This is a genomic window from Williamsia sp. Y712, assembly GCF_059445525.1.
Genome location: NZ_JCAIUN010000001.1, coordinates 1,402,778 through 1,426,645, shown reverse-complemented (window position 1 = coordinate 1,426,645; position 23,868 = coordinate 1,402,778). Strand labels below are relative to the sequence as shown.

Annotated in this window: 26 protein-coding genes and 1 riboswitch; of the genes, 9 read left to right on the top strand and 17 right to left on the bottom strand. The window is 64.7% G+C overall.

Annotated elements, in window-relative coordinates; genetic code table 11:
* The first annotated feature begins 148 nt into the window (after positions 1 to 148).
* Positions 149 to 661 (top strand): inorganic diphosphatase, encoded by a 513-nt coding sequence (locus AC1D75_RS06705; RefSeq protein ID WP_495514508.1) that lies wholly within the window; start codon positions 149 to 151, stop codon positions 659 to 661.
* A gap of 73 nt (positions 662 to 734) precedes the next feature.
* Here the strand turns inward: AC1D75_RS06705 and AC1D75_RS06700 are convergent, their stop codons facing one another.
* Positions 735 to 1,229, bottom strand: a complete 495-nt coding sequence (locus AC1D75_RS06700; RefSeq protein WP_495514507.1) for a MarR family winged helix-turn-helix transcriptional regulator — start codon at positions 1,227 to 1,229, stop codon at positions 735 to 737.
* Between the two features lie 137 nt (positions 1,230 to 1,366).
* Here AC1D75_RS06700 and alc point away from each other — a divergent pair, with 137 nt between their 5' ends.
* Entirely contained in the window at positions 1,367 to 2,392 is a 1,026-nt protein-coding gene (alc, locus tag AC1D75_RS06695) for an allantoicase (protein WP_495514506.1), read from the top strand.
* A gap of 47 nt (positions 2,393 to 2,439) precedes the next feature.
* Here the strand turns inward: alc and AC1D75_RS06690 are convergent, their stop codons facing one another.
* The 6 genes from AC1D75_RS06690 to AC1D75_RS06665 form a co-directional block, all read right to left on the bottom strand.
* Positions 2,440 to 2,943: a hypothetical protein gene (locus tag AC1D75_RS06690; protein ID WP_495514505.1), complete on the bottom strand. Its 504-nt coding sequence runs from the start codon at positions 2,941 to 2,943 to the stop codon at positions 2,440 to 2,442.
* Positions 2,940 to 3,743, bottom strand: a complete 804-nt coding sequence (locus AC1D75_RS06685; protein WP_495514504.1) for an aminotransferase class V-fold PLP-dependent enzyme — start codon at positions 3,741 to 3,743, stop codon at positions 2,940 to 2,942. Before AC1D75_RS06685 ends, AC1D75_RS06690 begins: the two co-directional genes overlap by 4 nt.
* Before the next feature lie 30 nt (positions 3,744 to 3,773).
* Positions 3,774 to 3,889, bottom strand: a riboswitch (SAM riboswitch).
* 67 nt (positions 3,890 to 3,956) lie between these two features.
* Positions 3,957 to 4,556: a DedA family protein gene (locus tag AC1D75_RS06680; protein ID WP_495514503.1), complete on the bottom strand. Its 600-nt coding sequence runs from the start codon at positions 4,554 to 4,556 to the stop codon at positions 3,957 to 3,959.
* A gap of 84 nt (positions 4,557 to 4,640) precedes the next feature.
* The gene (locus AC1D75_RS06675) at positions 4,641 to 5,849 is read right to left on the bottom strand and encodes an O-succinylhomoserine sulfhydrylase (RefSeq protein ID WP_495514502.1); all 1,209 of its coding nucleotides are present in this window, start codon (positions 5,847 to 5,849) and stop codon (positions 4,641 to 4,643) included.
* Between the two features lie 37 nt (positions 5,850 to 5,886).
* Positions 5,887 to 6,300 (bottom strand): rhodanese-like domain-containing protein, encoded by a 414-nt coding sequence (locus AC1D75_RS06670; RefSeq protein WP_495514501.1) that lies wholly within the window; start codon positions 6,298 to 6,300, stop codon positions 5,887 to 5,889.
* Positions 6,297 to 6,800 carry an Rv0361 family membrane protein gene (locus tag AC1D75_RS06665; protein WP_495514500.1) on the bottom strand — a complete coding sequence of 168 codons (504 nt, stop codon included), beginning with the start codon at positions 6,798 to 6,800 and terminating at the stop codon, positions 6,297 to 6,299. Before AC1D75_RS06665 ends, AC1D75_RS06670 begins: the two co-directional genes overlap by 4 nt.
* 215 nt (positions 6,801 to 7,015) lie before the next feature.
* Between AC1D75_RS06665 and AC1D75_RS06660 the strand changes: the two genes are divergently transcribed.
* Entirely contained in the window at positions 7,016 to 8,404 is a 1,389-nt protein-coding gene (locus AC1D75_RS06660; RefSeq protein WP_495514499.1) for an FAD-dependent oxidoreductase, read from the top strand.
* Positions 8,405 to 8,487: 83 nt separating this feature from the next.
* Here the strand turns inward: AC1D75_RS06660 and AC1D75_RS06655 are convergent, their stop codons facing one another.
* Positions 8,488 to 9,228, bottom strand: coding sequence for a MerR family transcriptional regulator (locus tag AC1D75_RS06655; protein ID WP_495514498.1), 741 nt, complete (start codon positions 9,226 to 9,228; stop codon positions 8,488 to 8,490).
* A 138-nt stretch (positions 9,229 to 9,366) separates the two neighbouring features.
* Positions 9,367 to 9,828, bottom strand: a complete 462-nt coding sequence (locus AC1D75_RS06650; protein ID WP_495514497.1) for a hypothetical protein — start codon at positions 9,826 to 9,828, stop codon at positions 9,367 to 9,369.
* 240 nt (positions 9,829 to 10,068) lie between these two features.
* On the opposite strand from AC1D75_RS06650, the gene AC1D75_RS06645 reads away from it, so the two are divergent.
* The 3 genes from AC1D75_RS06645 to AC1D75_RS06635 are packed head-to-tail and all read left to right on the top strand — an operon-like array spanning position 10,069 to position 13,009.
* Positions 10,069 to 11,076 (top strand): FecCD family ABC transporter permease, encoded by a 1,008-nt coding sequence (locus tag AC1D75_RS06645; RefSeq protein ID WP_495514496.1) that lies wholly within the window; start codon positions 10,069 to 10,071, stop codon positions 11,074 to 11,076.
* Positions 11,073 to 12,200: a FecCD family ABC transporter permease gene (locus AC1D75_RS06640; RefSeq protein WP_495514495.1), complete on the top strand. Its 1,128-nt coding sequence runs from the start codon at positions 11,073 to 11,075 to the stop codon at positions 12,198 to 12,200. Before AC1D75_RS06645 ends, AC1D75_RS06640 begins: the two co-directional genes overlap by 4 nt.
* Positions 12,197 to 13,009, top strand: a complete 813-nt coding sequence (locus AC1D75_RS06635; protein WP_495514494.1) for an ABC transporter ATP-binding protein — start codon at positions 12,197 to 12,199, stop codon at positions 13,007 to 13,009. Before AC1D75_RS06640 ends, AC1D75_RS06635 begins: the two co-directional genes overlap by 4 nt.
* 28 nt (positions 13,010 to 13,037) lie before the next feature.
* Here AC1D75_RS06635 and AC1D75_RS06630 read toward each other — a convergent pair whose 3' ends face one another.
* From AC1D75_RS06630 to AC1D75_RS06600, 7 genes are all read right to left on the bottom strand, one after another.
* Entirely contained in the window at positions 13,038 to 13,517 is a 480-nt protein-coding gene (locus tag AC1D75_RS06630) for a DUF456 domain-containing protein (protein WP_495514493.1), read from the bottom strand.
* A 13-nt stretch (positions 13,518 to 13,530) separates the two neighbouring features.
* Positions 13,531 to 14,967 carry a formate-dependent phosphoribosylglycinamide formyltransferase gene (gene purT / locus AC1D75_RS06625; RefSeq protein ID WP_495515996.1) on the bottom strand — a complete coding sequence of 479 codons (1,437 nt, stop codon included), beginning with the start codon at positions 14,965 to 14,967 and terminating at the stop codon, positions 13,531 to 13,533.
* 174 nt (positions 14,968 to 15,141) lie between these two features.
* Positions 15,142 to 15,498: a UBP-type zinc finger domain-containing protein gene (locus tag AC1D75_RS06620; protein ID WP_495514492.1), complete on the bottom strand. Its 357-nt coding sequence runs from the start codon at positions 15,496 to 15,498 to the stop codon at positions 15,142 to 15,144.
* Positions 15,495 to 17,102, bottom strand: a complete 1,608-nt coding sequence (locus tag AC1D75_RS06615) for an adenylate/guanylate cyclase domain-containing protein (RefSeq protein WP_495514491.1) — start codon at positions 17,100 to 17,102, stop codon at positions 15,495 to 15,497. Before AC1D75_RS06615 ends, AC1D75_RS06620 begins: the two co-directional genes overlap by 4 nt.
* A 65-nt stretch (positions 17,103 to 17,167) precedes the next feature.
* Positions 17,168 to 17,800, bottom strand: a complete 633-nt coding sequence (locus AC1D75_RS06610; RefSeq protein ID WP_495514490.1) for a TetR/AcrR family transcriptional regulator — start codon at positions 17,798 to 17,800, stop codon at positions 17,168 to 17,170.
* An 18-nt stretch (positions 17,801 to 17,818) separates the two neighbouring features.
* On the bottom strand, positions 17,819 to 19,639 hold the full coding sequence (locus AC1D75_RS06605; RefSeq protein ID WP_495514489.1) for a hydroxysqualene dehydroxylase: 1,821 nt from the start codon (positions 19,637 to 19,639) through the stop codon (positions 17,819 to 17,821).
* Between the two features lie 175 nt (positions 19,640 to 19,814).
* The gene (locus AC1D75_RS06600; protein ID WP_495514488.1) at positions 19,815 to 21,101 is read right to left on the bottom strand and encodes an adenylosuccinate synthase; all 1,287 of its coding nucleotides are present in this window, start codon (positions 21,099 to 21,101) and stop codon (positions 19,815 to 19,817) included.
* A gap of 240 nt (positions 21,102 to 21,341) precedes the next feature.
* On the opposite strand from AC1D75_RS06600, the gene AC1D75_RS06595 reads away from it, so the two are divergent.
* From AC1D75_RS06595 to AC1D75_RS06585, 3 genes are read left to right on the top strand one after another with little or no spacing between them, the layout of a single operon-like run.
* The gene (locus tag AC1D75_RS06595) at positions 21,342 to 22,001 is read left to right on the top strand and encodes a hypothetical protein (RefSeq protein WP_495514487.1); all 660 of its coding nucleotides are present in this window, start codon (positions 21,342 to 21,344) and stop codon (positions 21,999 to 22,001) included.
* Positions 21,998 to 22,786, top strand: a complete 789-nt coding sequence (locus tag AC1D75_RS06590) for a site-2 protease family protein (RefSeq protein WP_495514486.1) — start codon at positions 21,998 to 22,000, stop codon at positions 22,784 to 22,786. The genes AC1D75_RS06595 and AC1D75_RS06590 overlap by 4 nt, the downstream gene beginning before the upstream one ends.
* A 28-nt stretch (positions 22,787 to 22,814) precedes the next feature.
* Positions 22,815 to 23,468, top strand: coding sequence for a response regulator (locus AC1D75_RS06585; protein WP_495514485.1), 654 nt, complete (start codon positions 22,815 to 22,817; stop codon positions 23,466 to 23,468).
* A gap of 18 nt (positions 23,469 to 23,486) precedes the next feature.
* On the opposite strand, the gene AC1D75_RS06580 is transcribed toward AC1D75_RS06585, so the two are convergent.
* The gene (locus AC1D75_RS06580; RefSeq protein ID WP_495514484.1) at positions 23,487 to 23,861 is read right to left on the bottom strand and encodes a LytR/AlgR family response regulator transcription factor; all 375 of its coding nucleotides are present in this window, start codon (positions 23,859 to 23,861) and stop codon (positions 23,487 to 23,489) included.
* Positions 23,862 to 23,868: the final 7 nt, after the last annotated feature.

Genomic DNA, 23,868 nt, shown 5'->3' with positions numbered 1-23,868 from the left:
GACTCGGCGAACTGCCTGGCACGAATTACCTCCGGTCGAAGTTCTTGCCGCGCGCGGCGGGCACAGGTCTCCACAGTATCGTTGAGTCGATTTGCTGACCGGCTACCGGAGAACACTTTGGGTAGGCAGAACACACGAGGAGTACAACGTGGACTTCGACGTCACGATTGAGATCCCCAAGGGACAACGCAACAAGTACGAAGTGGACCACGAGTCGGGAAAGATCTATCTCGACCGGTACCTGTACACATCGATGGGTTATCCCGCCGACTACGGATACATCGACAACACCCTCGGCGAGGACGGCGATCCCCTGGACGCCATGGTGTTGCTCCCCGAGTCCGTCTACCCCGGCGTGATCGTCCGGGCCCGCATCATCGGCATGTTCCGCATGACCGATGAAGCCGGTGGCGACGACAAGCTGCTGGCCGTGCCTGCCGGTGATGTCCGCTGGGACCACATCCAGGACATCGGCGACGTCGACGACTTCGAACTCCAGGCGATCGCACACTTCTTCGAGCACTACAAGGACCTCGAGCCGGGCAAAGACGTCACGGCCGGCGGCTGGACCGGCAAGGCCGAGGCCGAGAAGATCGCGCAGGAAGCGATTGAACGCCTGGCCTCGCAGCCGCACGAGGCGAACGAGCCGTCTCGCGGCTGATCGTCCACACAAACACCGAAGGGCCCGACTCGCATCAGCGATGTCGGGCCCTTTCGGTTTGTGTGGGGCGGTCTCAGGACCGGGCGCGGTCCGCAGGCGACTCGTTGGCCTCGATGAGGCTGCGTTCTGCAGAGCTGACGTATCTCCCGAGCAGTTCGGTGAGGGTCTCCACGTCACCGTCATCCCAATCGGCCAGCATCGTCTCGAGTTCCTCGGCCCGCCGGGTTCGGAAATCGGCGACCCGCTGCGCACCGGTTTCGGTGACCACCAGGATGGTGGCCCGGCCGTCACGCGGATCGGCCTCGCGCCGCACATAACCGAGTTTGACCAGCTGGGCGACGTGACGACTGATGGTCGACGGGTCACTGAACAGTGCCTCGGCCAATTCACCTGAGCGTGCCGGCGCCCGATTCAGCCGAAACAGACAGTGGTAGGCCGCAGATTCGACAGCGTCGTCCGCGGTACGCCATCGCGTTGCCGCCAAACGGTCACGAACCCGCAGGTGCCTCGCCAGGACCTCCATGAGATCCGCAATCTGATCGTCTCGCGACGGTGTCTCCTCCGACATGATCCTTCTCAAAGTTCAACGAGTTTCGACATGCAACTAGTTGTTGCGTGAGAGTATGGCCCTCGCCGCGGAGCTTACGCAAGAACCCACCGCCGACGAGTCGCACCCGATCCACCGTGCCACTAGCCTGGGGAGTCGTGACTCCATCCCCGCCGAACTCGCGCCCCCATTTCACCTCGATGCCAGACTTGGCTCTACGCGCTCTCGGCGGCGCGGTCCTCTGGACCAATGACGACCTCTTCGCCGAGGCCGAGAACCTCATCAAGACGCCCGCCGCCGAATATCAACCGGCGACGTTCGGACACAAGGGTCAGGTCTATGACGGCTGGGAGACCCGGCGACGACGTGAAGCAGGCGTTGACCAGGCCATCGTGCGCCTGGGCGTACCCGGCATCATCTACGGCGTCGTGGTCGACACGTCCTGGTTCGTCGGCAACTACCCGCCGTACATTTCGGTGGAAGCTGCTGCGGTCGAAGGTATTCCGACCACCCAGGAGCTGCTGGAAAACACGAAGTGGCAGACGATCGTCGATCGCGTGGAGGTCAACGGCGATACCCAGAATCCGTTCCGGGTGGACTCCAAGGACCGCTTCACCCACGTGCGGCTCACCATCCATCCCGACGGTGGCGTGGCGCGATTCCGCGTGCACGGTCGCGGCGTCCCGGATCCGAAGTTCTTGTCCTACGGACACTTTGACCTGGCCGCACTCGAGAACGGCGGCATGATCACCGCCTGTTCCAACATGTTCTATGGCTCCCCGAACAATCTCCTGATGCCCGGCCGGGCCCGCACGATGGGCGAAGGCTGGGAGACCTCGCGTCGACGGGACGACGGAAACGACTGGGTCCAGGTCAAATTGGCCGGTGAATCGACGATCGGACTCGCCGAACTCGACACCAGCTACTTCCTGGGAAATGCGCCGGGGTCGGCGACGATTCGTGGCCGAGACGGCGAAAACGGTGAGTGGTTCGACGTTTTGGGCCGATCGCCCCTGCAACCCGACACCCGTCACCGGTTCCTCATCGACGTCGATCGACCGATGACCGAGGCCCGCCTCGACATCTTCCCCGACGGCGGCATGGCAAGACTGCGGTTGTACGGCTCGCTGACCGAGGATGCTCGCGCACGGATCGTCGACCGCTGGGAAAACGGCGAGAGCTGATCGACCGTTCCCCTCACCACGCCTGACGGCAGGCGTGGTGGGCGGGATCAGGCTGCCGCAGCCCGCTCGAGCAGTCCGGGCAGCACCTGATCGGCGATGAGTTGCGCCGAGCCGGGCCGATCTCCTGTTCGTCCCTGGTCGAGGGGCCGCAGGATGACCGCATCGGCGACCTCGGCGGCGTAGACGTCGACAATCAGCGTCACGAGTCCGTTGGCGGTGCCGACATAGCGCACGGTGTCGCCGAATCGCGACTCCCCGAGCCGGAGGAGCTCGGCCCGAGCGGTGGCCGCATCTTCGGCGATCACCACGTCGATCTCCAACGCCACCAGCAGATCCGCGGGATCCTCGCCGAGGTCCTGCCATCCGGCGCGCAACGCAGCCCGCTCCTTGATGCCGCCCCGCAGGTCCGGCTGGCGGATCCGACGGACCGCCGAACTCCGCGCATCGGCCGGACGGCGCCCGCTCCAGGCGATCGGGTGGTCGTCACCGTCGATGGCAACCAGCAGTTCGGGACGCGTCCGTGGGGTGGCGGCGCGACTGGTTTCGGTCATGACTTCTCCTGCTCGAAAACATTCTCGGTGATTGAGTTCAGTTGCCGGGCAAGCTCATCGATGCTGGTGCCGGCACCCCAGCGGATGACTATGGGGTCGGGGTGGCCCGCAACGGTCAGCGAGGCGATTCCCACCCGGTCCCGGGCATCGGGCCACAACTGGAGCCGGCGGATACCTGGAATCCGAGCCACCTCGGCGTCGAGCCACTGCGACAATGCCTGCTCATGGCGACCGACCCACTCGTATCCGAGGTCGGCGAACGCGCTGGCCGGGGAATGACCGGGACTGATGGCGTCGGCACAGTCGGCGAGCCAGTCGCCGCGACCGACAACCACAGCCGGGCCCGCTACGGACCGGCCGGACAACACCAGGTAGTCGATTCCATGGCTGGTGAGGTTGACGGCCCGCCGGGTGACGAGCTCGCTACCGTCGATGAGCAGTCGCGCGCCGCGTCGATGCGCGATCGCGGCGAGTGGGGGCAGTGGCAGAACTTCGCCGGTGGCCTCGGCGATTGCGGGGACGATCAGGAGTGCGGCAGGCCGACGTTCGAGTTCACTATCCACCGCGGCAAGGGTGGTCCTCAGATCGACCTGCGCAGGCATCACACGGTGAGCACCGTCGGTGGTGGTGGCCGCGAGGTCGGCGTCCAGATCGAGTGTCAGGACGTCGCCGGGTGCTACACCGGCGACCAGTGCGACGGCCTCGGCGAGATCGGACGCGAACAGAACTCGATCGGTCGGGCGTGCCTTCACTAACCGGGCGATTTCTTCCCTGACATCACTGGTGGAGGAGCTTGTCACCCGCATCCCTTCGGATCAGGACTCCGCCGGAGTCCGCGCTTGCCGCCGTCCGAACAGACACCGGCCAGGTTGTCACCCGGAGCACCCCGCCGCGAATGGAGGGTTGCCGGCCAGCAAGCCGGGGCTTGACGCTGACACTCATCACCGATAACCACATTGCAGCGCATTTGATTTCCGTGTCAAATGTCGAACCTCTTTAACCCGGCGTGAATGTTATTCCGCGCTGGCAGAGGACTTTTGTGACCTACTCCGGTGTCGCCACCAGCGAAAGCCGAAGTAGGTGAGCATGAGCGCTCCGGCACCAACTGCCAGATAGAACATCAGCGTCGCCCCGACCGTCTCGCCCACCGCATATCCGACGATGCACACCGCGGTCACCCAGACGACCCCGCCGAACACGTTCGCGAGCAAGTATTGGCGCGTGGGCATCTTGCTCATCCCGGCCACAAACGGGGTGACCGTGCGGACATATCCAATCCAGCGCGCGCCGATCACGGTGGCGACCCCGCCGTGGCGGATGAGTTCCTCGGCCTTTTGCCAGCGTTCTTGCCCCACCCACCCACCGAAGCGGGTTTCGGTGATGCGGCCGCCCGATCTGCGGCCGATGGAATAGCCCGTCCAGTCACCGAGTACCGCCGCAACGCACGCACCGACTATCAGCCACACGATGTTGGTCTCGCCGACGGCGGCAGCCACGCCACCGGCGAGCAGGATCGTCTCACCAGGCATGATCAGGCCCAGGAGCGCGGCCGCCTCGCAGTAGATGACGATGAAGACCACGAGGTACACCGCCCACGGCGGCGTTGACTGCACGATCGAGATGACCCAATCCGCCAGGGAGTGAAAGATGCCACCCTCCTTCTCCGATGACGACCTCGGTGGAGTCGTGCGACTCCCCTACAGGGCCCTGTCCAGATCCTTCAACAAATCATCCACACCTTCTAATCCGACCGACAGCCTGACCAGCGAATCGGACAACCCGATCGCGGCCCGGCCCTCGGGTCCCATCGCGCGGTGGGTGGTGGTGGCCGGGTGCGTGATCAACGACTTCGAGTCCCCGAGATTGTTCGAGATGTCGACGATCTGCAGACCGTCGAGCAACTCGAACGCCCGCGCCTTTCCGGATGCCGCGCCCGTGTCGGCGAGTTCGAACGTCACCACGGTGCCACCACCCGACATCTGCTTTTTCGCCAGATCATGCTGCGGATGTGATTGCAGGAACGGATATCTCACCCGCGCCACCCGCGGATCGGCTTCCAGGAATTCGGCGATTCGCAGTGCCGCGGCAGTCGAATGGTCGACCCGCAACCGCATCGTCTCGAGTCCCTTGAGCAACGTCCAGGCGTTGAAGGGGCTCAGCGCCGGACCGGTGTGCCGCATCAGGGTCTGCACCGGACCGTCGATGTACTCCTTGCTCCCGAGCACGGCCCCACCCATCACCCGGCCCTGGCCGTCGATGTGTTTGGTGCCCGAATACACGATCACGTCGGCACCGAGCTCGAGGCCACTCTGCAGGAGTGGGGTCGCAAAGACGTTGTCCAGCACAACCTGTGCACCGGCGGCGTGGGCGAGTTCGCAGACACGCTCCACGTCGACCAGGGTCTGCATCGGGTTCGACGGGGTCTCGAAGAACACCGCGTCGGTCGGCTTCGACAGTGCCTGTTCCCACTGTTCGATGTCTTCGCCGTCGACAAAGACGGTTTCGATGCCCCAGCGGGGAAGGATCTCGTTGCACACGACAAAGCACGAACCGAACAGGCTGCGCGCCGCCACCAGCCGGTCCCCCGCCTTGAGCAGCGCACCGAGCGCCACAAAGACCGCCGCCATGCCACTGGCCGTGGCGAAACACGCCTCGGCACCCTCGAGCTGACGGAGCCGCTCCTGGAACATGGCCACGGTCGGGTTGCCGTAGCGGGAGTAGACGAATCGCTGGTCTTCACCGGTGAAAGCCCGCTCGGCCGCAGCTGCGGACGAATAGACGTACCCCGAGGTCAGGTACATGGCCTCGGAGGTCTCGTCGAAACCGGACCGCATGAGGCCTCCGCGCACAGCGAGGGTCTCGGGCGAAAGTCCCTCGGGCAGCTTGGCGTTCAACTCGTCCTCCATCGTGCGCAATATGTTGTCTTGAATCTTCTCGCCGGGGTCACGATTGTCGCCACGGGAGGCCGGTTGCCTTCCATCCGGCCGCACCGCGATGTCCGTCCGGATCGGTCGCACCCTCGAAACCGTCGAGGATGTTGTACGCCTTGGCCACCCCGTCGGCGGTCGCGGCCTCGGCTGCACCGATCGAACGCTGCCCGGACCGGCAGAGGAACACCACCTGCTGGTCGTCCTGGACACCGGCTTCACGCAGCTGCCCCACGAAATCGGCGTTGCGGGCACCATCAGGAAAGCTGACCCATTCGATGAGGATCGCCTTCTTGGAGATACCGGACAGATCCGGTACGCCCACGTAGCTCCACTCGGCCTGAGTCCGACAGTCCACGAGCACAGACGTCGGATCCTCGTCGAGGATCTTCCATGCCTCCTGGGGGGTCAGATCGCCTGCGTAGCTCATGCGCACACCTTCCAGTTGCCGTCCTCTTTGACCAGAACAATAGGGGTGATGGTGGTTTCGCTCTTCTGTTCCCGGAACCAGTGCACGTTGGCCGTGGCCCGATCGCCGTTGACGACGGTCTCCGAGATGTTGCCGACCTCGATCTTGCCTTCGGCATCACGCGCGGCGCGGTACTCGGTGGTGAACTCTTCCTGGGTCGGGAAGTCCGCGGACTCGAGCTCGGCGGTACAGAAAACGGCACGGTAGCTCGTGTAATTGATCGCGTTCTGGGCCGTGTAGTAGTCGTTGACGGTGTGGGTGACTTTCGCCTGGTCCGTCAGCCGATCCTCCGCCGGGCGAAGTACCTGCATGAGGACGATCGCACCGAGGACCACGACCATGATCGCGGCGGCCACAAGGAACGGCCAGATTGTCCGTCGCTCGTCGTCAAAAACTTCTGGTTCTGTCTCTTTGCCCCCACCCGACCGCTTACGGTCGGCTGCGGAGTCGCTTCCTGCCATGGCCGCGAGCTTATCGCTCGTATTTGCCCGACCTGCCACCACCGTGAGACGGTTAACAAGATTTTTGGTCAGCCAACCCTTACTTGACTGACCATCAAACCCACGTTTTTGGTTCCGGCCAGGTCCAGCGCCTACCGTGGGGAGGAAGTAGCCACCCCAGGTCCGCGTCGGTGACGCCCGCCTGAACTCTCCGCACGAGAAAGCAACTGCGACTCATGAGCGATCAGAACCGCCCGCTTCGCGTGGCCATCATCGGTGCCGGCCCCGCCGGTATCTATGCCGCCGACGCATTGATGAAGTCGGACAAAGCCAAAGACCGTGGTGTCTCGATTGATTTGTTCGAGCGGATGCCTGCCCCGTTCGGGCTGATCCGGTATGGCGTGGCCCCCGATCATCCCCGGATCAAGGGCATCATCACCGCCCTGCACAAAGTGTTGGACAAGCCACAGATCCGGTTGATCGGCAACGTCAACTTCGGCAGCGACATCGCCCTGGAAGACCTGCAGCAGATGTACGACGCGGTGATCTTCTCCACCGGCGCCACCGACGACCGCGCCATGCAGATCCCCGGCATCGACCTCGACGGTTCCTACGGCGCCGCCCAGTTCGTCGCCTGGTACGACGGACACCCAGACTTCCCCCGCACCTGGCCGCTGGAAGCGGAGAAGGTCGCCGTCATCGGTGTGGGCAACGTCGCACTGGACGTGGCGCGCGTGCTCGCCAAGACCGGCGACGAACTGCTGCCGACCGAGATCCCGGCCAATGTCTACGAAGGCCTCAAGGCCAACAAGGCCGTCGAGGTCCATGTTTTCGGACGCCGCGGACCGGCCCAGGCCAAGTTCACCCCGCTCGAGCTCAAAGAACTCGACCATTCGCCGACGATCGATGTGATCGTCAACCCCGAAGACATCGACTACGACGAAGGCTCCACCGTCGCCCGGCGATCGAGCAAGATCACCGATCAGGTCGCCACCATCATCGAGCAGTACGCGATCCGCGACCCCAAGGGCCGTCCGCACAAACTGTTCCTGCACTTTTTCGAATCCCCAACCGAGATCCTCGGTGAGGACGGCAAAGTTGTCGGACTGCGGACCGAACGCACCGAACTCGACGGCACCGGCAACGTCCGCGGCACCGGCAAGTTCACCGACTGGGACCTGGGTGCGGTCTACCGCGCGGTGGGCTATCTGTCGGACAACCTGCCCCAGCTGCCGTTCGACGACCAGGCCGGCGTCATCCCCAACGAAGCCGGCCGGATCTTCGACCAGGGTGCTCACATGACCGGCATGTACACCACCGGCTGGATCAAACGTGGCCCCGTCGGCCTGATCGGCCACACCAAGGGTGACGCCAACGAGACCGTCGACTGCCTGCTCGACGACATGGGCGAAGGCAAACTCCTCGACCCGGCCGAGCCCGGCGAAGACGCCATCATCAAATACCTCGACAACAAAAACGTCGCCTTCACCACCTGGGACGGCTGGTACCGCCTCGATGAACACGAACGCGCCCTCGGTGCCGCCGAAGGCCGCGACCGCGTCAAGGTCGTCGAACGCGACGAAATGTTCGCCGCCTCAGAACCCCACAAGGTGAATCGGGACTGAGGCCCCACAACCAATAATCCGCGCCACGTACTTGCGTTCGCACCGGTTGCAACCGGTGCGAACGCAGGTAGGTGGCGCGGATTTTATTCGGCCAACACCAGAGCGTCCCTGACGAATTCGGCGTACCGGCGATGGTCAGCGCCCGCGGGCGCGTAGTGGGCACCGAATCGCGCATCATCGACATACATCTGGCCGAGTCCGCGGAGGTATTCGCCGGATACGGGCGCACCGCTCTTCCGTAACCAGGCGATATGCCGGCGGGCGTTGATCTGAGCGGGTTCATCGGACGGGTCGGCTCCGGCCTCGACGAGTGCGATCCAACGGGCGGCAACGGCGTCGTGTTCGGCAGCGAAGTCTTGGCGCTCGTTGTCACCCAGCGAGCGGTACCAACGGTCCGATCGTCGGTAAGCGTCCGTGCCCCAACGCTTTTCGACCTCCTCGCGGTGCACTGTGTGATCGAATCCGGCAAAGGCGTCTGTCGGCATGATGTCGAGTCCCTTCTCGAGTTGGCTGATGGTGTAGCCGACCGAGGAGATCTGCTGATCGATCTGATCGCGCCGCATACGCAACGCGGCCTGATGCTCGATCAGCGCTTCGAGCACCGACTGATCACCACCGAGCACCTCGCGGATCCGGGTGAGCGGAAGTCCGAGCTCGCGCAGCAGCAGAATCCGCTGCAGTCGGACGATCGCAGCGGAGTCGTAGAACCGCAGTCCGCCGGGCCCGATTCGTGACGGGCTCAACAAACCGATCTGTTCGTAGTGCCGCAGCGTCCGTGATGTGACACCGGAACTGCGGGCGATGGCACCGATCGGGTGGTCCATGTCGACCTCCTTGGTCGAAGACCACACTGCCGGTTGACGCGACGTCAAGCGCAAGCCCTCAACCAAAAACCCGCGCCACTTACTTGCGTTCGCACCGGTTGCAACCGGTGCGAACGCAGGTAGGTGGCGCGGATTTTTCTAGGCGGCTGGGGCGACTGGGGCGACGTCGTCGTCCGGGGTGTTGTCGCGACGCTGGATGTTCGCCCAGAATCCGATGTTGTTCTGCAGCGGATCGATGTTGCTCGAGATGGTGTAACCGGAGATCGAGCTCGGGAAGCAGCCGAACCACTTGGTCTCGATACGCAGGGTCTCGTTCTTCTTGAGCTTCGGGGTGAACTTCTGTGCCCCGTTGAACTCCTGCAGGGTCACGTTGGGGAAGTCGGCACCGTATGCCTTGACCTCCATCCAGCGCACCATGTACCAGGAGTTGACCCACGGGTCGCCCGGCTTGCCGAACGAGCAGTACACGCCGCCGGTCAGATCGAGGTCGACCGGACCAACGGGGGCAGCCTGCGCGGGTGCCGTGGCGACTGCACTGCCTGCGGCGATTCCGACTGCTGCGGCCGCAGCGACGGCGGCGCGAATGAACTTCTGCTTCATCTTCACTCCTTTGGTGGCACCACAACGTGGCTTTGGGGGATGAATCGGACCCGGACGCCTGAGCGTTAGCCAAGAATTGACTGAGAAGTAAGTTATGCGCTCATCGTTATCGTTTCGTTACCGTTGGTTGACGAGAGCTTGACTCGACTCCGTCGGCAAGAGCAGGTTAGGTTACCCTCGCCAGAACTGTTCATACGCGGCACAACCGCGGTTACCCCCGGACAAGACAGGGCACCTCCCGTGAGCAAGAAGACGCGCCGCACGTCCGGTCTGGTGCTGCTGCTGACTCTGCTGATCGTGGTCTGCGTGCTGTCCATCGCGATCGGTTCGCGGGTGATCCCGATCGGCGAGGTCTGGGATGCCCTGTGGGCCGACAACGTGCCGGGCGCAGGCGACGCGGTCGGGATCGTTCAGGACCTCCGACTCCCCCGCACCATCCTCGGGTTGATCGTCGGCCTGTCGATCGGCGCCGCCGGTGCCCTCACCCAGGGACACACTCGCAACCCACTGTCGGACCCGGGAATCCTCGGCGTCAACGCCGGTGCGGCGTGTGCGGTGGTGACCGGCGTCTACATCCTCGGGATCACCACCCCGATCCAGTACATGGGCTTCGGCCTGATCGGTGCGCTGATCGCCGCCAGCCTGGTCTTCTTCCTCGCTTCGGTGGGCAAGGGCGCGAGCCCGCTGACGCTCATCCTCGCAGGCACCGGTTTGACCGCGATGCTGACCGCGATCACCTCGGCGATCGTGCTCGTCGACTCCAAGTCGCTGGAGGCGTGGCGGTTCTGGCAGGTCGGGTCGATCGCCGGACGCGGTACCGACGTCATCTATGCCACCTTGCCCTTCGTCATCCCCGGCCTGATCCTGGCGCTCGCGAGCGGATTCTTCCTGAACATCCTGTCGCTGGGCGACGACATGACGAAGGCGCTGGGCTCCCGGATCCTGCAGGTTCGGATCGTCGGCATCGCGTCCATAACCCTGCTGGTCGGTGCAGCGACGGCAGCCTGCGGACCGATCGTGTTCCTCGGCCTGGTGGCACCCCACGTGGCCCGGTTCTTCACCGGGCCCGACTACCGCTGGATCGTGCCCTACTCCGCCCTCATCGGTGCGGTCTCCCTCATCGCCTGCGACGTCATCGGACGAATGATCGCCCGTCCGGGTGAGGTGCAGGCCAGCATCGTGCTCGCCGCGGTCGGCGCCCCGTTCTTCATCGCCCTGGTCCGCGCAAAGAAGTTGGTGGCCGTATGAGTGCACCCACCAAGGACGCGTCGGGGGTCCCGCCGGAAAAGTCCTCGCCCGCGGAAGCCACACCGCTACCGACCAATCATCTGCGCCGAACCGTCGTGCGCGTTGCCGGCGGAACATTCGTGGTGCGGCCCTTGGCAACCGGGGTCGGCGTACTCCTGGCCGCGTTGGCCCTGCTCCTTTTCGCGATCAGCATCGGAACCAGCGACTTCCCGATGAGCACCGTCGACGTCGGCCGAATCCTGCTCGGCGGCGGCACCCGCGCCGAGAACGTTGTCGTCTTCGACACCCAGTTGCCGATCGGACTGGTGAGTCTTCTGGTCGGGTTCGGGTTGGGCATGTCCGGCGCACTGACCCAGGTGATCGCACGCAATCCCCTGGCCACCCCGGACATGCTGGGCATCACCTCCGGTGCCAGCGCCGCGGCCGTCGCCGTCATCGCCTTCGGATCGACCTGGGCGTCGTGGCTCGCCGACCTCGGATTGGCAACGGCCGCACTGTTCGGCGGCCTGGCCACCGCTGCGCTGATGTACGTCCTGACCTGGCGCAAAGGGATCGATCCGATCCGGCTGGTCCTGGTGGGCGTCGCGATCACCTGGGGCCTGCAGGCGCTGATCGCGTACCTGCTCACCCGCGCCGACATCGATCAGGTGCAACGAGCCCAACTGTGGATTGTCGGTTCGGTGTCCGGGGCCGGATGGTCCGCCGTGTGGCCCCCACTGATCGTGCTCGTCCCGGCCATCGCGATCGTCTGCATGCAGAACCGGAACCTGAACCTGATCAGCCTCGGCGACGACGTGTGCCGCGGCCTCGGTGTCCGGGCCAATCTCGTCTCGGCAATAGTTCTGATCGTCGCAGTGATCGTTGCCGCGGTGTGTGTCTCGTCCGCAGGGCCGATCGCGTTTGTCGCCCTCCTGGCGCCCCAGATCGCGATGCGACTGACCCGCGCCGAGATACCCGGCCCGATCACATCGGGACTCACCGGAGCCGCTCTGGTGATCGGCAGCGACCTGCTCTGCCGCACCGTGATGCCCGCAGGCATCCCGGTCGGCGTGGTCACCGCCGGTATCGGCGGCCCCGCGCTGATCTACCTCATGATCCAGATCAATCGAAAGGCCTCGGTATGAGCGCCGCCTTCTCACAGCCGAATTCAGCGCGGATCGCGACCACCGGCCTTCAGGTCGGCTACGGCGATCGCACGGTCATCGACGGCCTCGACATCACCATCCCCGACGGCAAGGTCACCACCATCGTCGGCCCCAACGGCTGCGGGAAGTCGACGCTGTTGCGGTCACTGGTGCGGTTGCTCAAACCCACCGCCGGAACCGTCCTGCTCGACGGCGCCGACATCTCGTCGATGCGCACCAAGGATGTCTCACGCATCATCGGCCTGCTACCCCAGAACCCCGTCGCCCCAGAGGGTTTGACCGTCTCCGACCTGGTCTCACGTGGCCGCCATCCCCACCAGTCCTGGTACCGCCAGTGGTCGCCCGCCGATGAGATCGCGGTGTCGCAGGCGCTGGAACAGACCAACTGCACCGACCTCGCCGACCGGACCATCGACGAATTGTCCGGTGGTCAACGGCAGCGCGTGTGGATAGCACTGACCCTGGCCCAGCAGACTGACATCGTGATGCTCGACGAGCCGACCACCTACCTCGACCTGTCACATTCGATCGACGTCCTCGACCTTGTCGACGACCTGTGCCACAAGCACGGCAAGACCGTCATCATGGTGCTCCACGACCTGAATCTCGCTGTCCGCTACAGTGATTGGCTGATCGTGATGCGCGACGGCGAGGTCATCACCGAAGGCACCCCAGCCGAGGTGATCACCACAGATCTTCTGGAAGCGGCTTTTGGACTGCGGTCCCAGGTCCTGACAGACCCGGTGTCGGGCGGCCCGATGATCGTACCGATCGGCCGCAAGACGTAGCCGGTCGTCGAAAGCCGATGCCGAAGGGCTAGAACGCGAACGCGGCGCCCAGCCACAGCGATGCCGCGAGCAGGGCTCCGGTGAGTTCGATGATCATCGCCACCCCGGCCGCTTTCGTCGCTGCCACCGCGCCGTTCCATCCGCCGCGAATGTCCTTGCAGCGCCACCATTCGGCCAGGAATGCACCGAGAACAAAGCCGATGATCAGGCCGATCACCGGGACGACAAAGAACCCGACGATCCCGAGTAGGCCACCGGCGATCACGGTCCGACCCGGCACCCCCGAGTTCGCCATCGACTTGTTGGCGATCAGGTACTTGACGACCGCGGCGCCGCCCAGAAAGCCGGCGGCAATCGCGAAAATCAGCCAGGCCCAGCCGCCGACCACAAACGCCCACACGGCGATTGCGGCGATGATCAGGGTCAGTCCGGGCAGTACCGGCACCACCACACCGCAGAGCCCGATGAAGATGATGACAGCAACGAGCAGCTCACCAGCGAATGGCACTCGAGGATCTCCGTTACCGGTTGTTGTCGACGGTGGATGACGGCTTGCTCAGGCCCACCTGCGGCGGCTGCCCCGACGACGGAGGAGTCTGCGGCGGAAGTGATTGCGGCGTCGGGGACTGCTTCGCGGGGGCCTGTGGCGGGGATTGCGGTGGCGGCGGAGGTGTTTGAGGCCGGGCCGCTGCCGGTGGGCGGCGGGTGATCCGGGTCTGGCCCGCGTCGCCCGGAGCCATGGGCTCCGGTGGCGCCTGCACCGGCGGTTGCGGGCGCGCCATGGCTGCGGTGCTGACGGGCCGCACCAGTCGCGCTGCCGCGGTGGCCCGCTGGCGGGCGGTCGCAACGTCGTCGGCAGTCGCGATCACCACACCCATCCGGCGTCGGGCGAAACTCTCCGGCTTGCCGAACAGCCGGATATCGGTTTCCGGAACAGCAAGTGCGGCAGCAACATTCTCGAATGCGATCGCCGGTTCGTCCAGTCCGCCATAGATCACCGCGGACGCCCCCGGCGAGGCCAGCGTGACGTCGACAGGCAGTCCCAGAATGGCTCTGGCGTGCATCTCGAACTCCGAGAGACGCTGTGTCCCAAGGGTTACCAGACCGGTGTCATGCGGACGCGGACTGACCTCGGAGAAGTAGACGTCATCGTCCTTGACGAACATCTCGACCCCGAAGATGCCACGGCCACCGAGGTGACCGTCGCCGAGCGCCGCCGCGATCCGGGCGGCCACCGAGGTGGCGCCACCGAGCGCGGTCTCGCTCATCGGTTGTGGCTGCCAGGATTCGACGTAGTCGCCATTGTGCTGCCGGTGCCCGATCGGGGCACAGAAGTAGGTGCCCAACTTGCCCGTTGCCGGATCGACCGCGCGGACGGTGAGCAGTGTGATCTCGTAGTCGAAGTCCACAAAACCTTCGACGATGACACGGCCGCCCTTCACTCGGCCACCGGCGACCGCATGGTCCCAGGCCTTGTCGATCTCGTCGGGGCCGCGAACCACACTCTGGCCCTTGCCCGACGACGACATCACCGGCTTCACTACGCACGGGAATCCGACGCGGGCGGTCGCGGCCCGGATCTCATCGGCAGAGTTGGCGAAGGCATACGGCGATGTGGGAAGACCCAGGCGTTCGTCTGCGAGACGGCGGATTCCTTCGCGATTCATCGTCAGCGCGGTTGCCCGGGCTGTCGGGATGACCTCGGTGAATCCTTCTTCGTGGATCTCGACCAGGACCTCCGTCGCGATCGCCTCGATCTCTGGCACCACGAAGTCGGGGCGTTCGGCCTCGATCACCGCGCGCAGGGCAACGGGATCGGTCATGTTGACGACGTGCGAACGATGCGCAACCTGGTGGCCGGGCGCATCGGGGTAGCGATCGACAGCAACAACTTCGACACCAAGGCGCTGGAACGCGATCACAACTTCTTTGCCCAGTTCGCCTGCGCCCAGCAGCATCACCTTGGTGGCACCGGGCGACAACGGCGTACCGATCCGCTGCGGCACCGAATTGATCACGACGCCGGATTCCGAGTTGCTGATAGTCACGTGTCCAAGGCTAACCCCTGCGGGCTCACCAACTGCACAGGTAGACCCGGTCGAAGGCGATCAAATCCGGCCCCAGAAGCCGAATCAGCCCATACGCGCATGTAGATAGCACCAGCGCCAACTCTCGCCGGGCTCCACCGAACGGATCACAGGATGCCCGCTCATCTCGAAATGCCTGGTCGCATGCCGCTGTGGGCTCGAGTCGCTGCAGGCGACATGTCCGCAGGTCAGGCATCTGCGCAGCGACGCCGGATGGTTCACACCGTCGGCAGCACAGTCCGCACAGACCGCCGTGTCCCCGTCGAGCGCACGCTCGGAAACCGGATCCTGCGCCGGATCAGTGGGTGCCGCCGCAAGTTCCGGGCACAGATCCTCGACCGGTTCCATCACGTCGGCGGGTTTGATGAGCCGGTGCATCGCCGATCTGCGGATCGGTTTCATCCCCGGCTCCGCTGATCGTGTCCGGCCTCTCCGGTCGCATATGTGGCATAGACATCGGTGCCGCCCGCAGCGACATAGACCTCGGTTTCTTCCGAACGTCCGCGCAGCAGAGTTGATTCGAATCGCGACCAGTACGCGGCCTCGCGCTCGGTCGCCGATGCGATCGCCCGCCCGGAGGCCACCGGCCGGGTCGGGTCCCGTTTGGCGAACTCGCTGAGCCGCGCCGCCTCGTTCACGGCATCACCGATCACCGTGTACTCGAATCGCTCTATGGCCCCGACATTTCCGGCGACCACCGATCCGTACGCCACGCCGATCCCGGCGGCGAGTTCGGGGATCTCGCCGGACAGGCGCTCGGAGATCTCGCGGGCCGTGGACAACGCAGCGGTCGCCGGGTCGGCCAATTCCAGTGGCGCACCGAACGCCGCGAGCACCGCATCACCCTGAAATTTGTTGACCAGGCCCGAATGCGATTCGACCGCCGAGACGACCACCGCGAAGAACTTGTTCAAAAGCGCGACGACCTCATCCGGGGGCCGCGATGCCGCGAGCATGGTGGACCCGATGACGTCGACGAAAACGACGGCCACATAGCGCTCGGCGCCACCGAGTTCGGGATTCTGGGCCAGCGCGGCTTCGGCGACCTCCCGGCCGACGTGCCTGCCGAACAGATCACGCATCCGCTCACGTTCCCCGAGCCCTTCGACCATCAGGTTGAAACCACGTTGCAGGTCGCCCAATTCGGTTCCGTCGTAGACGACCACCCGGACGTCGTTGTCGCCCGCGCTGACCTTGGTCATCGCCTGCTGGACCGATCCGACCGGCGCCTTGATCGCGCTGATGCTGAGGTAGTTGAGCAGGAAGCCGGTGAACAGGCCGACGGCACCGAGCACCATCACCGCCACGAAGACATCGGTTTTGCTGGTGGTGTCCCGAAAGACGGAGAAGAACGCGACCAGCATCGTCCCGACGATGGGGATGCCCGAGCCGAGAACCCAACTCAGCATGACCCGGGTCCGTAGTCGGCTACGTCGCTTGATGCCGGGGTAGCCGGCTTCGAGCGCCTGCGCCGCCACCGGCCGTAGCGCGAACTCGACCAACAGGTACGAGATGGCCGAGACCACCGCGCCGGACAGTCCGACCACAAGGGCGATCTTCGGGATGAGTTCGGGGTCCAGGGTGCCGTAGCAGAGGGTGAACAGGACTCCGGCGATGAACCACAGGAGAAGTTGCATCCGGGTGAGCACCCATGGGGCCCGCAACGCCCATCGCGCCTGTTGCGGTGTGGGCCGCTCGTCGCGGAGCGCCCATCGCAGGTGCCGCAGGACCCTGGCCGTGCCGAACGCCCAGCCGAAACAGAACGCCACGGCCACATAAACCGGGGCCACGATGAAGTTGACCCACCAGAACTCCGGTTCGAGCACACTCGGTTCGGGGATCCCGATCACCACCAGGAGGATCGCGATCCCGGCACCGATCGCGTTGGCGGTCAGTACCGATACCGTGATCAGCAACTGGATCCGGATGCGCTGGCGGCGGGGTGTCTCGGTCGCAGAGCCCAGCAACACCGAACCGAAGTCCGATTCCTGTCCGGGAAACCTCACGCCTGACCCCCTACCGATTCATCAACCTCCGCAATCTACCGGCAACGGCGGGGTGCAGGCGTAACTCAGTGGTCAAGCAGATAGTCGGCGGTCAGTTGTTTCCACAGCGGCAGGTGCGGATCGTCCAGCGGACTGCGGCGGTCGAGAAGATATGTGGTCGCAGCGCCACGCATGCTCGACAGCAGGATCGGATAGAGCTGCCCATACCTTGGGGCCGCGGTCAGCGACGGCCCCAGAAATGAGGCCACCGCCGCCCGGACCGTGGGTCCGAGTTCCTTTTCTGCAGGCAACAGCGCGCTGCGGAGCCTCTCATTGGTCCGCGCCGCGGTCCACAGTTCCATCGATGCCACGAAGTAGGGCTGATGGAACGTCGACCATCCGATGTCGACGCCCAGCGAGATCCGTTCCGTCGGGTCGTCGGGCCAATCGATCGCCTTGGGCAACTCTTCGATCCGGACGCGGGCCAGATGATGAACTGCGGCCATCAGGAGGTCGTCGCGGGATGGGAAGTGGTGCAGGAGCTTGCCGCGCGAAACCCCCGCAGCCTCCTGGATCGCCAGCGTGCTGGCCCCCGAGTAGCCCTTGGCGATCAGCACATCGATTGCGGCATCGAGGATCTGATTGCGACTTCTGGTGCCCTTTGCACTCCGGTGGACGAGTTCGTTTGTGCCGGAGCTGCGTTCGTCCCGGCCCGTCATGGCAAGATACTAACGCCCTCAGACGTCCATGATGTGCGGCAGTCCGGCGCGGTAGCGGTCGCGGTCGACCTGCTTGAACGGGTCGAGAAGCGGCAGCTCCCACAACGGAAGCACCGGCACCTGTGCGGCACTGCTTCCCGCGGCGGCCAGGATCGCGTTGGCGACCCGGCGGCCCGATTCATTGGCGCCCTCCATGGTCGCGAGGTCGATGTTGGTTCTGACGTGATCGCCTGCAATGAAGAGGTTTCCGATCGCGGTGTCGGCGGTCGGTCGATTCCGGTAGGAGTCGGCGGTGTTGACCATCAGCGGTGTCGCGTTGGAGATGGTGGGCGACCAGGTGATCCCGGGGTCGAGATGCCAACTCAGCACCTCGCTCTCCCGCAGTATCGGGGTCGAACCACGATTCATCGCCCGGCTCAGCTGAGCCCAGACCTCCCTGGCGATCTCGTCTCTGGTGCATGCCTTGGCGGTCTTTCCATAGAGGATGCCGGGGGTGTCCCAGTCGGAGACGTCGACCGACAGGCAGTCGTGGACGGTGCCGTCGCCGTACTTTCGACCGAAGTCCACCTCCCAGGGTGCGGCCTGGAACAGCCCGGTCAGCGCCCAGGGGGTGCCAAGGGCGGCAATATGACTGGGCGGAAGGTCGGATCGTCGCGAGAGGAAGTACTGGATCCCGACCATCCAGTCGTCCTGCAGGGCAGTGATTCCTTCCAACTCGGGGGCGGCTGACAGGATCGGTTGTTGCAGCAGTGGTTTGAGCCGATCCAACGGCATGGCAGCGACATACCAGTCCGCGGTGACCACGCCTGCCCCGCCATCGCCACCCACCCGGGCTCCGACGATGCGACCATCAGTGACGTCGAAACCTGTTGTGCCCTGGCCCATCACAAACCGGACGCCACGGGCCTTCAGATACTCGACCCAGGGGTCGATCCAGGCATGATTGGTCGGTGCGTTGAGAATCCGGTCGACGCCCCCGCCGACGAGGTCGGCGTCGTATTGCCCGATCAACCCGGTTGCCGAGGTGGCCAACGCCAAGCCGATCTGCCCGATCGTGCGCGCCGAGCCCATCTCTGCCTTGGCCGCGACCGTCGCCCGGGTCAGGGCGTGGGCCAGGTACTTACGATACGAACTCGACTTGCCTTCTGCCTTGACGAAATCCAGCCACGACTGTTTTTCCCACTGCCCGATGCGGCGCTCCTCGCAACTCGTCGCGATGACGAGTTCGCGGCCGACGAAATAGGCCAGTTCAGCAGGCGGGATGTCCCCGGTGAGCGCCAGACCCAGGGTCAGCGCATTGCGGACGTTCTCCAGATCGGTGACCGCCCCGGCATGTTGAATCATCCCGTCGAGCGACTGCGGTGCGACCACCGGCGCGTAGCCGGGGTCGTCGAAGGTGATGACCGCACCTTCGACATTGATCAGGTGGGCATCACGCACGTTCGAACCGCCGGCGACCGGGATACGCGACATCGTGTCGGGCACATGCTGATAGCAGCCGGGAAAGAAGCGGAAGCCGTGTTCGCCGGGCAATGCCTGCCGACCACCGGACACCGGTCCCGGCACGTCCATACTGCGGGCCTTGCCGCCGAGAAAGGCCGGCTCATAGACCGCGACGGAGAAGCCTCGTTCGATCAGCTCGTGGGCGACGGTCAGGCCCGACATGCCACCGCCGAAGACCGCGACCTCTCGCCGCGGGCCGCCGACCGGTGGCACCCCTCGGGCCTCCGGACCGACCGGCGACGGAACCACCATCGCCACCGAACCGGCGGCGGCGGCGACACCGACCCCCTTCAGCAGCGACCTCCGCGACATCTCCCTTTTGATCGTTGATTCCATCTCAACCCCCGTTGATTACAGTCAACACTGACTGCTCGATAGTGATTTGTATCACAGTAGACTTCAGGGGTGGGATGTTTTCGCAAGATCGTCCCAGCATCGGGATCGTCGCCGAACAAAACAGAAGCCGCCGATCAGCGAAATGCTGACCGGCGGCCTGTGTTCGAAACTCGGATCAGATGATCTCGCGACGAACGATGGTCTGGTCGCGGCCCGGACCGACGCCGATGCAAGAGAAGTAGGCACCGGAGAGTTCTTCGAGGCGCAGGACGTAATCCTGTGCGTTCTTCGGCAGCTCCTCGAAGGTGCGGCAATTGGAGATGTCCTCCCACCAGCCGGGCATTTCCTCATAGATCGGCTTGGCGTGATGAAAACCGGTCTGGGTCATCGGCATCTCGTCCACCCGCTGTCCGTCGACCTCGTAGGCGACACAGATCGGAATGGTGTCGAGACTGGAGAGGACGTCGAGCTTGGTCAGGAAGTAGTCGGTGATTCCGTTGACACGCGTGGCGTACCGGGCGATCACCGCGTCGAACCAGCCACAACGACGGGCGCGTCCGGTGGTGACACCGACCTCGCCGCCGGTCTTGGCCAGGTAGGCGCCCCACTCATCGAACAGTTCCGTGGGGAACGGTCCCGATCCCACGCGGGTGGTGTACGCCTTGAGGATTCCGAGCACCGTGGTGATGCGGGTCGGCCCGATACCGGAACCGACCGACGCGCCACCGGCTGTCGGATTCGACGAGGTGACGAACGGATAGGTGCCGTGGTCGACGTCGAGCAGGGTGCCCTGCGAGCCTTCCAGCAGCACGGTCTCACCGGCTTCCAGCGCCTGGTTCAGCAGCAGTCGCGTGTCGGCGATGCGGTGCTTGAAACCTTCGGCCTGGCCGAGAACCTCTTCGACCACCTTCGCAGGCTCGAGGGCACGACGGTTGTAGATCTTGGTGAGGATCTGGTTCTTGATCTCGAGTGCGGCCTCGACCTTCTGGGTCAGGATGCTCTCGTCCAGCACATCGGCGACTCGTACACCGACGCGGGCGATCTTGTCCTGGTAGCAGGGACCGATACCACGTCCGGTGGTGCCGATCTTCTTGTTACCCAGGAACCGCTCGGTGACCTTGTCGATGGCCACGTGGTACGGCATCAGCAGGTGGGCATCGGCAGAGATCAGCAGACCCGAGGTGTCGACATCGCGATCTTCGAGTCCCCCGAGTTCGGTCAGCAGCACACCGGGGTCGACAACAACACCGTTACCGATGACGTTCTTGACGCCGGGGGTCAGGATCCCCGACGGGATCAGATGCAGGGCGAAGGTTTCGCCGTTGGGTAGGACAACGGTGTGCCCGGCGTTGTTTCCGCCCTGGTACCGCACCACCCACTGCAGACGACCACCCAAGAGATCGGTGGCTTTACCTTTACCTTCATCGCCCCATTGGGCGCCGATCAGCACGATCGCAGGCATGTACGCGCTCCTTCCGGCCGGTACACGCCAGATGCGACACCGAACCGTGGGTCAACCCTACTTGGTCACGAACGGATATCCGTGACCGGACCTTCCGCACGCCGTGATGGCTCGCAATTCGGCACAGACTTCCGATCAGTAGGATCGCCCATAGGTGAATGCGTGGGACAGGTGGGTCCACCGGATATGAGCGAGGACCGAGTGCGACCAACAGATGTACGGGTGATTGCCGCGGAGTCTATGCGGGTCATTGCCGAGGAGTCGGCCACAGCCGACCTGATCCCGGAAGGTTTTGAAGCGGTTCGCACCACGCGCGAGCGGGCGCCGATCATCTCCGCCCTGACCTCGACGTTGACGGACCCGGCGGTGAAGCGCCTGGTCCTGGTGGCCGGGCCCGAACTGCCAGACGCGTTCTGCGCCGCGGTGATCGGCCGCCTGATGCTCCTCGAGCGACTCGACGTCGAGGTCGCCCTCGTCCTCCCGTTCTCGACGCCCGCCTCCGGCGTCTACGGCCTACCCAGCGGAAGGCGAGCTGCCGCACTGGCCGTCGAGGGGACGGCCTCAGAGGTACCGTTGGTCCGCGACGACATGGCGATCGTCCTGCTCGGCACGGCCCGTCAACGAGGTGTCGACGACGAGTTCGACGGCGAGAGTTACGTCGACAGCACACTGCTGGTCCGGGGCAAGGCCAAGGCGGTGGTGGTCGAACCGATCGCCGAGATGCCCGGGGTGCGCGCACGTCTGGACAAACGCTTCCGCTCACGCTGGCATGTCGGTCGGGCAGCACAGACCGGCGCGCCCGCGCTGATCGTCGAACGCGACGGCATCACCGCGCCGCGCCCGACCAAACGCTCGACGTTCTACCGGCACCAGCAGAACTGGCATCTGGTGCGGCCGTGACGCCCGGGACCATCGGGGTGCTCGCCCGCGCCGTCCGGCCGGGACCGGTGTTCCTGGCCGTCGTCGCGGCCACGGTCCTCGGCGGGGTGATCCTGTGGAATGCCGGTGGCGAACGAACTCCGACCGCCATCTTCGGCGCCTTGCTGATGGTGATCGGCGGCTGGGTCATCTCGCTGTGCCTGCACGAATTCGCCCACGCGGTAACCGGATTCAAATTCGGTGACCGTGGCGCCGAGCTGCGCGGCTACCTGACACTCAATCCGCTCAAGTACGCACATCCGGGGCTCTCCCTCGGTCTGCCGCTGCTGTTCATCATCCTGGGCGGCATCGGATTTCCCGGTGGTGCGGTGTACATCAACCAGGCCGGTTTCACGAAAGCCCAACGCAGCCTGGTCTCGGCCGCGGGACCGTTGACCAATATCGCACTGAGTGTGATTTTGCTGGTGGTGATCGGCAGCCAAGACCTGTTCTCGCTGGTGCCCGAACTGAATTTCTGGTCGGCACTGTCGATGCTCACGATCCTGCAGATCACCGCGGCCCTGCTGAATCTGCTCCCGATCCCCGGCCTCGACGGTTACGGGATCATCGAGCCCTACCTCTCGGATCAGACGCGGCGTTCGGTGGAACCGATTGCGCCGTATGGCTTTCTGCTGATCTTCGTGCTGCTGTTCATACCCGCGCTCAACCGGATCTTTTTCGACATCGTCTACGGGATCTTCGAACTCGGTGGCGCAGACCGGGCTCTGGCCTCGTGGGGCTGGCAGCTCTTCGTCTTCTGGCGGTAGCACCCGTGCCGGGTGATAATCTCCGCCGATGACTTTGCGCGTGATGATCGCCGATGACGACGTTCTGTTGCGTGAAGGTCTCGCCAGTCTCCTGTCCGGCGCCGGCTTGGAGATCGTCGGCCAGGCCGGGACCGGTGAGGACCTCCTCACGTTGGTACGGGCTGATCCTCCGCAATTGGCAATCGTCGACATCCGGATGCCGCCGACGCACAACGCCGAAGGCCTCGAGGCGGCGCAACGGCTCCGTACCGATTTCCCCGACGTGGCGATCCTTCTGCTGTCGGCCCACATCGACGTCGACCATGCCCTCGACCTTCTCGACCGTGGGCGCGGCATCGGATATCTGCTCAAGAGCCGGGTCACCGACGTCGACGACTTCGTTGCCACGGTCAGGCGCATCGCGAACGGTGCGTCGGTGATCGATCCGGCGCTTGTCCACGAACTCGTCGCCGCCCGTCGCCGCGACGACCCACTCGAGGTGCTGAGTGCGCGCGAGCGCGAAGTACTCACCTTGATGGCAGAGGGGCTCTCGAACGCCGGGATCGGGCGTCGGCTGTGGATCACCGAAGGCACCGTCGAAAAGCACGTTCGCAGCATCCTCACCAAACTCGATCTGGCGGATACACCGGACGACCACCGTCGCGTGCGCGCGGTGATCATGTACCTCGACGCCGCAACCTGATCCGCGGTTGCGGGCCCATCAGCTCGCGACCGCGAGTGCCTGCCGGATTCGGTCCGCGGACAGCGCGAACTTCGGAATGAAGCCGACCGCCGGGCTCGCCTCGACCATGTCTGCGAACTCGTCTTCGTCGTGAGTGGAAATCAGGATCGTCGCGGGCGGACGCGCAGAAGCGGCCAGCGCCTCTACGACATCGAAGCCGCTTTCGCCGCCGAGGTCGATGTCGACCAGAACGACGTCGGGCACGGACGTCTGCGCCATCTCCACCGCATCGATTGAGGTGGTCGCAGTCCCGACGACCGTGATACCGGCGGCTTCGAGGGTGCCGCGGGCGGCAGCGCAGAAGGCAGCGCTGTCATCCACGATGATGCAGCGCATACGGTCAGGATCGTCCACACTGTTC

What these genes read in the sequence shown, in the direction of transcription:
- AC1D75_RS06700 (WP_495514507.1), bottom strand. Translation starts at nt 1,229, where the DNA reads ATGTCGGAGGAGACACCGTCGCGAGACGATCAGATTGCGGATCTCATG.
- AC1D75_RS06690 (WP_495514505.1), bottom strand. Translation starts at nt 2,943, where the DNA reads ATGACCGAAACCAGTCGCGCCGCCACCCCACGGACGCGTCCCGAACTG.
- AC1D75_RS06675 (WP_495514502.1), bottom strand. Translation starts at nt 5,849, where the DNA reads ATGGAGGACGAGTTGAACGCCAAGCTGCCCGAGGGACTTTCGCCCGAG.
- AC1D75_RS06670 (WP_495514501.1), bottom strand. Translation starts at nt 6,300, where the DNA reads ATGAGCTACGCAGGCGATCTGACCCCCCAGGAGGCATGGAAGATCCTC.
- AC1D75_RS06665 (WP_495514500.1), bottom strand. Translation starts at nt 6,800, where the DNA reads ATGGCAGGAAGCGACTCCGCAGCCGACCGTAAGCGGTCGGGTGGGGGC.
- AC1D75_RS06660 (WP_495514499.1), top strand. Translation starts at nt 7,016, where the DNA reads ATGAGCGATCAGAACCGCCCGCTTCGCGTGGCCATCATCGGTGCCGGC.
- AC1D75_RS06655 (WP_495514498.1), bottom strand. Translation starts at nt 9,228, where the DNA reads ATGGACCACCCGATCGGTGCCATCGCCCGCAGTTCCGGTGTCACATCA.
- AC1D75_RS06650 (WP_495514497.1), bottom strand. Translation starts at nt 9,828, where the DNA reads ATGAAGCAGAAGTTCATTCGCGCCGCCGTCGCTGCGGCCGCAGCAGTC.
- AC1D75_RS06640 (WP_495514495.1), top strand. Translation starts at nt 11,073, where the DNA reads ATGAGTGCACCCACCAAGGACGCGTCGGGGGTCCCGCCGGAAAAGTCC.
- AC1D75_RS06635 (WP_495514494.1), top strand. Translation starts at nt 12,197, where the DNA reads ATGAGCGCCGCCTTCTCACAGCCGAATTCAGCGCGGATCGCGACCACC.
- purT (WP_495515996.1), bottom strand. Translation starts at nt 14,967, where the DNA reads ATGCTGCTGGGCGCAGGCGAACTGGGCAAAGAAGTTGTGATCGCGTTC.
- AC1D75_RS06620 (WP_495514492.1), bottom strand. Translation starts at nt 15,498, where the DNA reads ATGAAACCGATCCGCAGATCGGCGATGCACCGGCTCATCAAACCCGCC.
- AC1D75_RS06610 (WP_495514490.1), bottom strand. Translation starts at nt 17,800, where the DNA reads ATGACGGGCCGGGACGAACGCAGCTCCGGCACAAACGAACTCGTCCAC.
- AC1D75_RS06605 (WP_495514489.1), bottom strand. Translation starts at nt 19,639, where the DNA reads ATGGAATCAACGATCAAAAGGGAGATGTCGCGGAGGTCGCTGCTGAAG.
- AC1D75_RS06600 (WP_495514488.1), bottom strand. Translation starts at nt 21,101, where the DNA reads ATGCCTGCGATCGTGCTGATCGGCGCCCAATGGGGCGATGAAGGTAAA.
- AC1D75_RS06595 (WP_495514487.1), top strand. Translation starts at nt 21,342, where the DNA reads ATGCGGGTCATTGCCGAGGAGTCGGCCACAGCCGACCTGATCCCGGAA.
- AC1D75_RS06585 (WP_495514485.1), top strand. Translation starts at nt 22,815, where the DNA reads ATGACTTTGCGCGTGATGATCGCCGATGACGACGTTCTGTTGCGTGAA.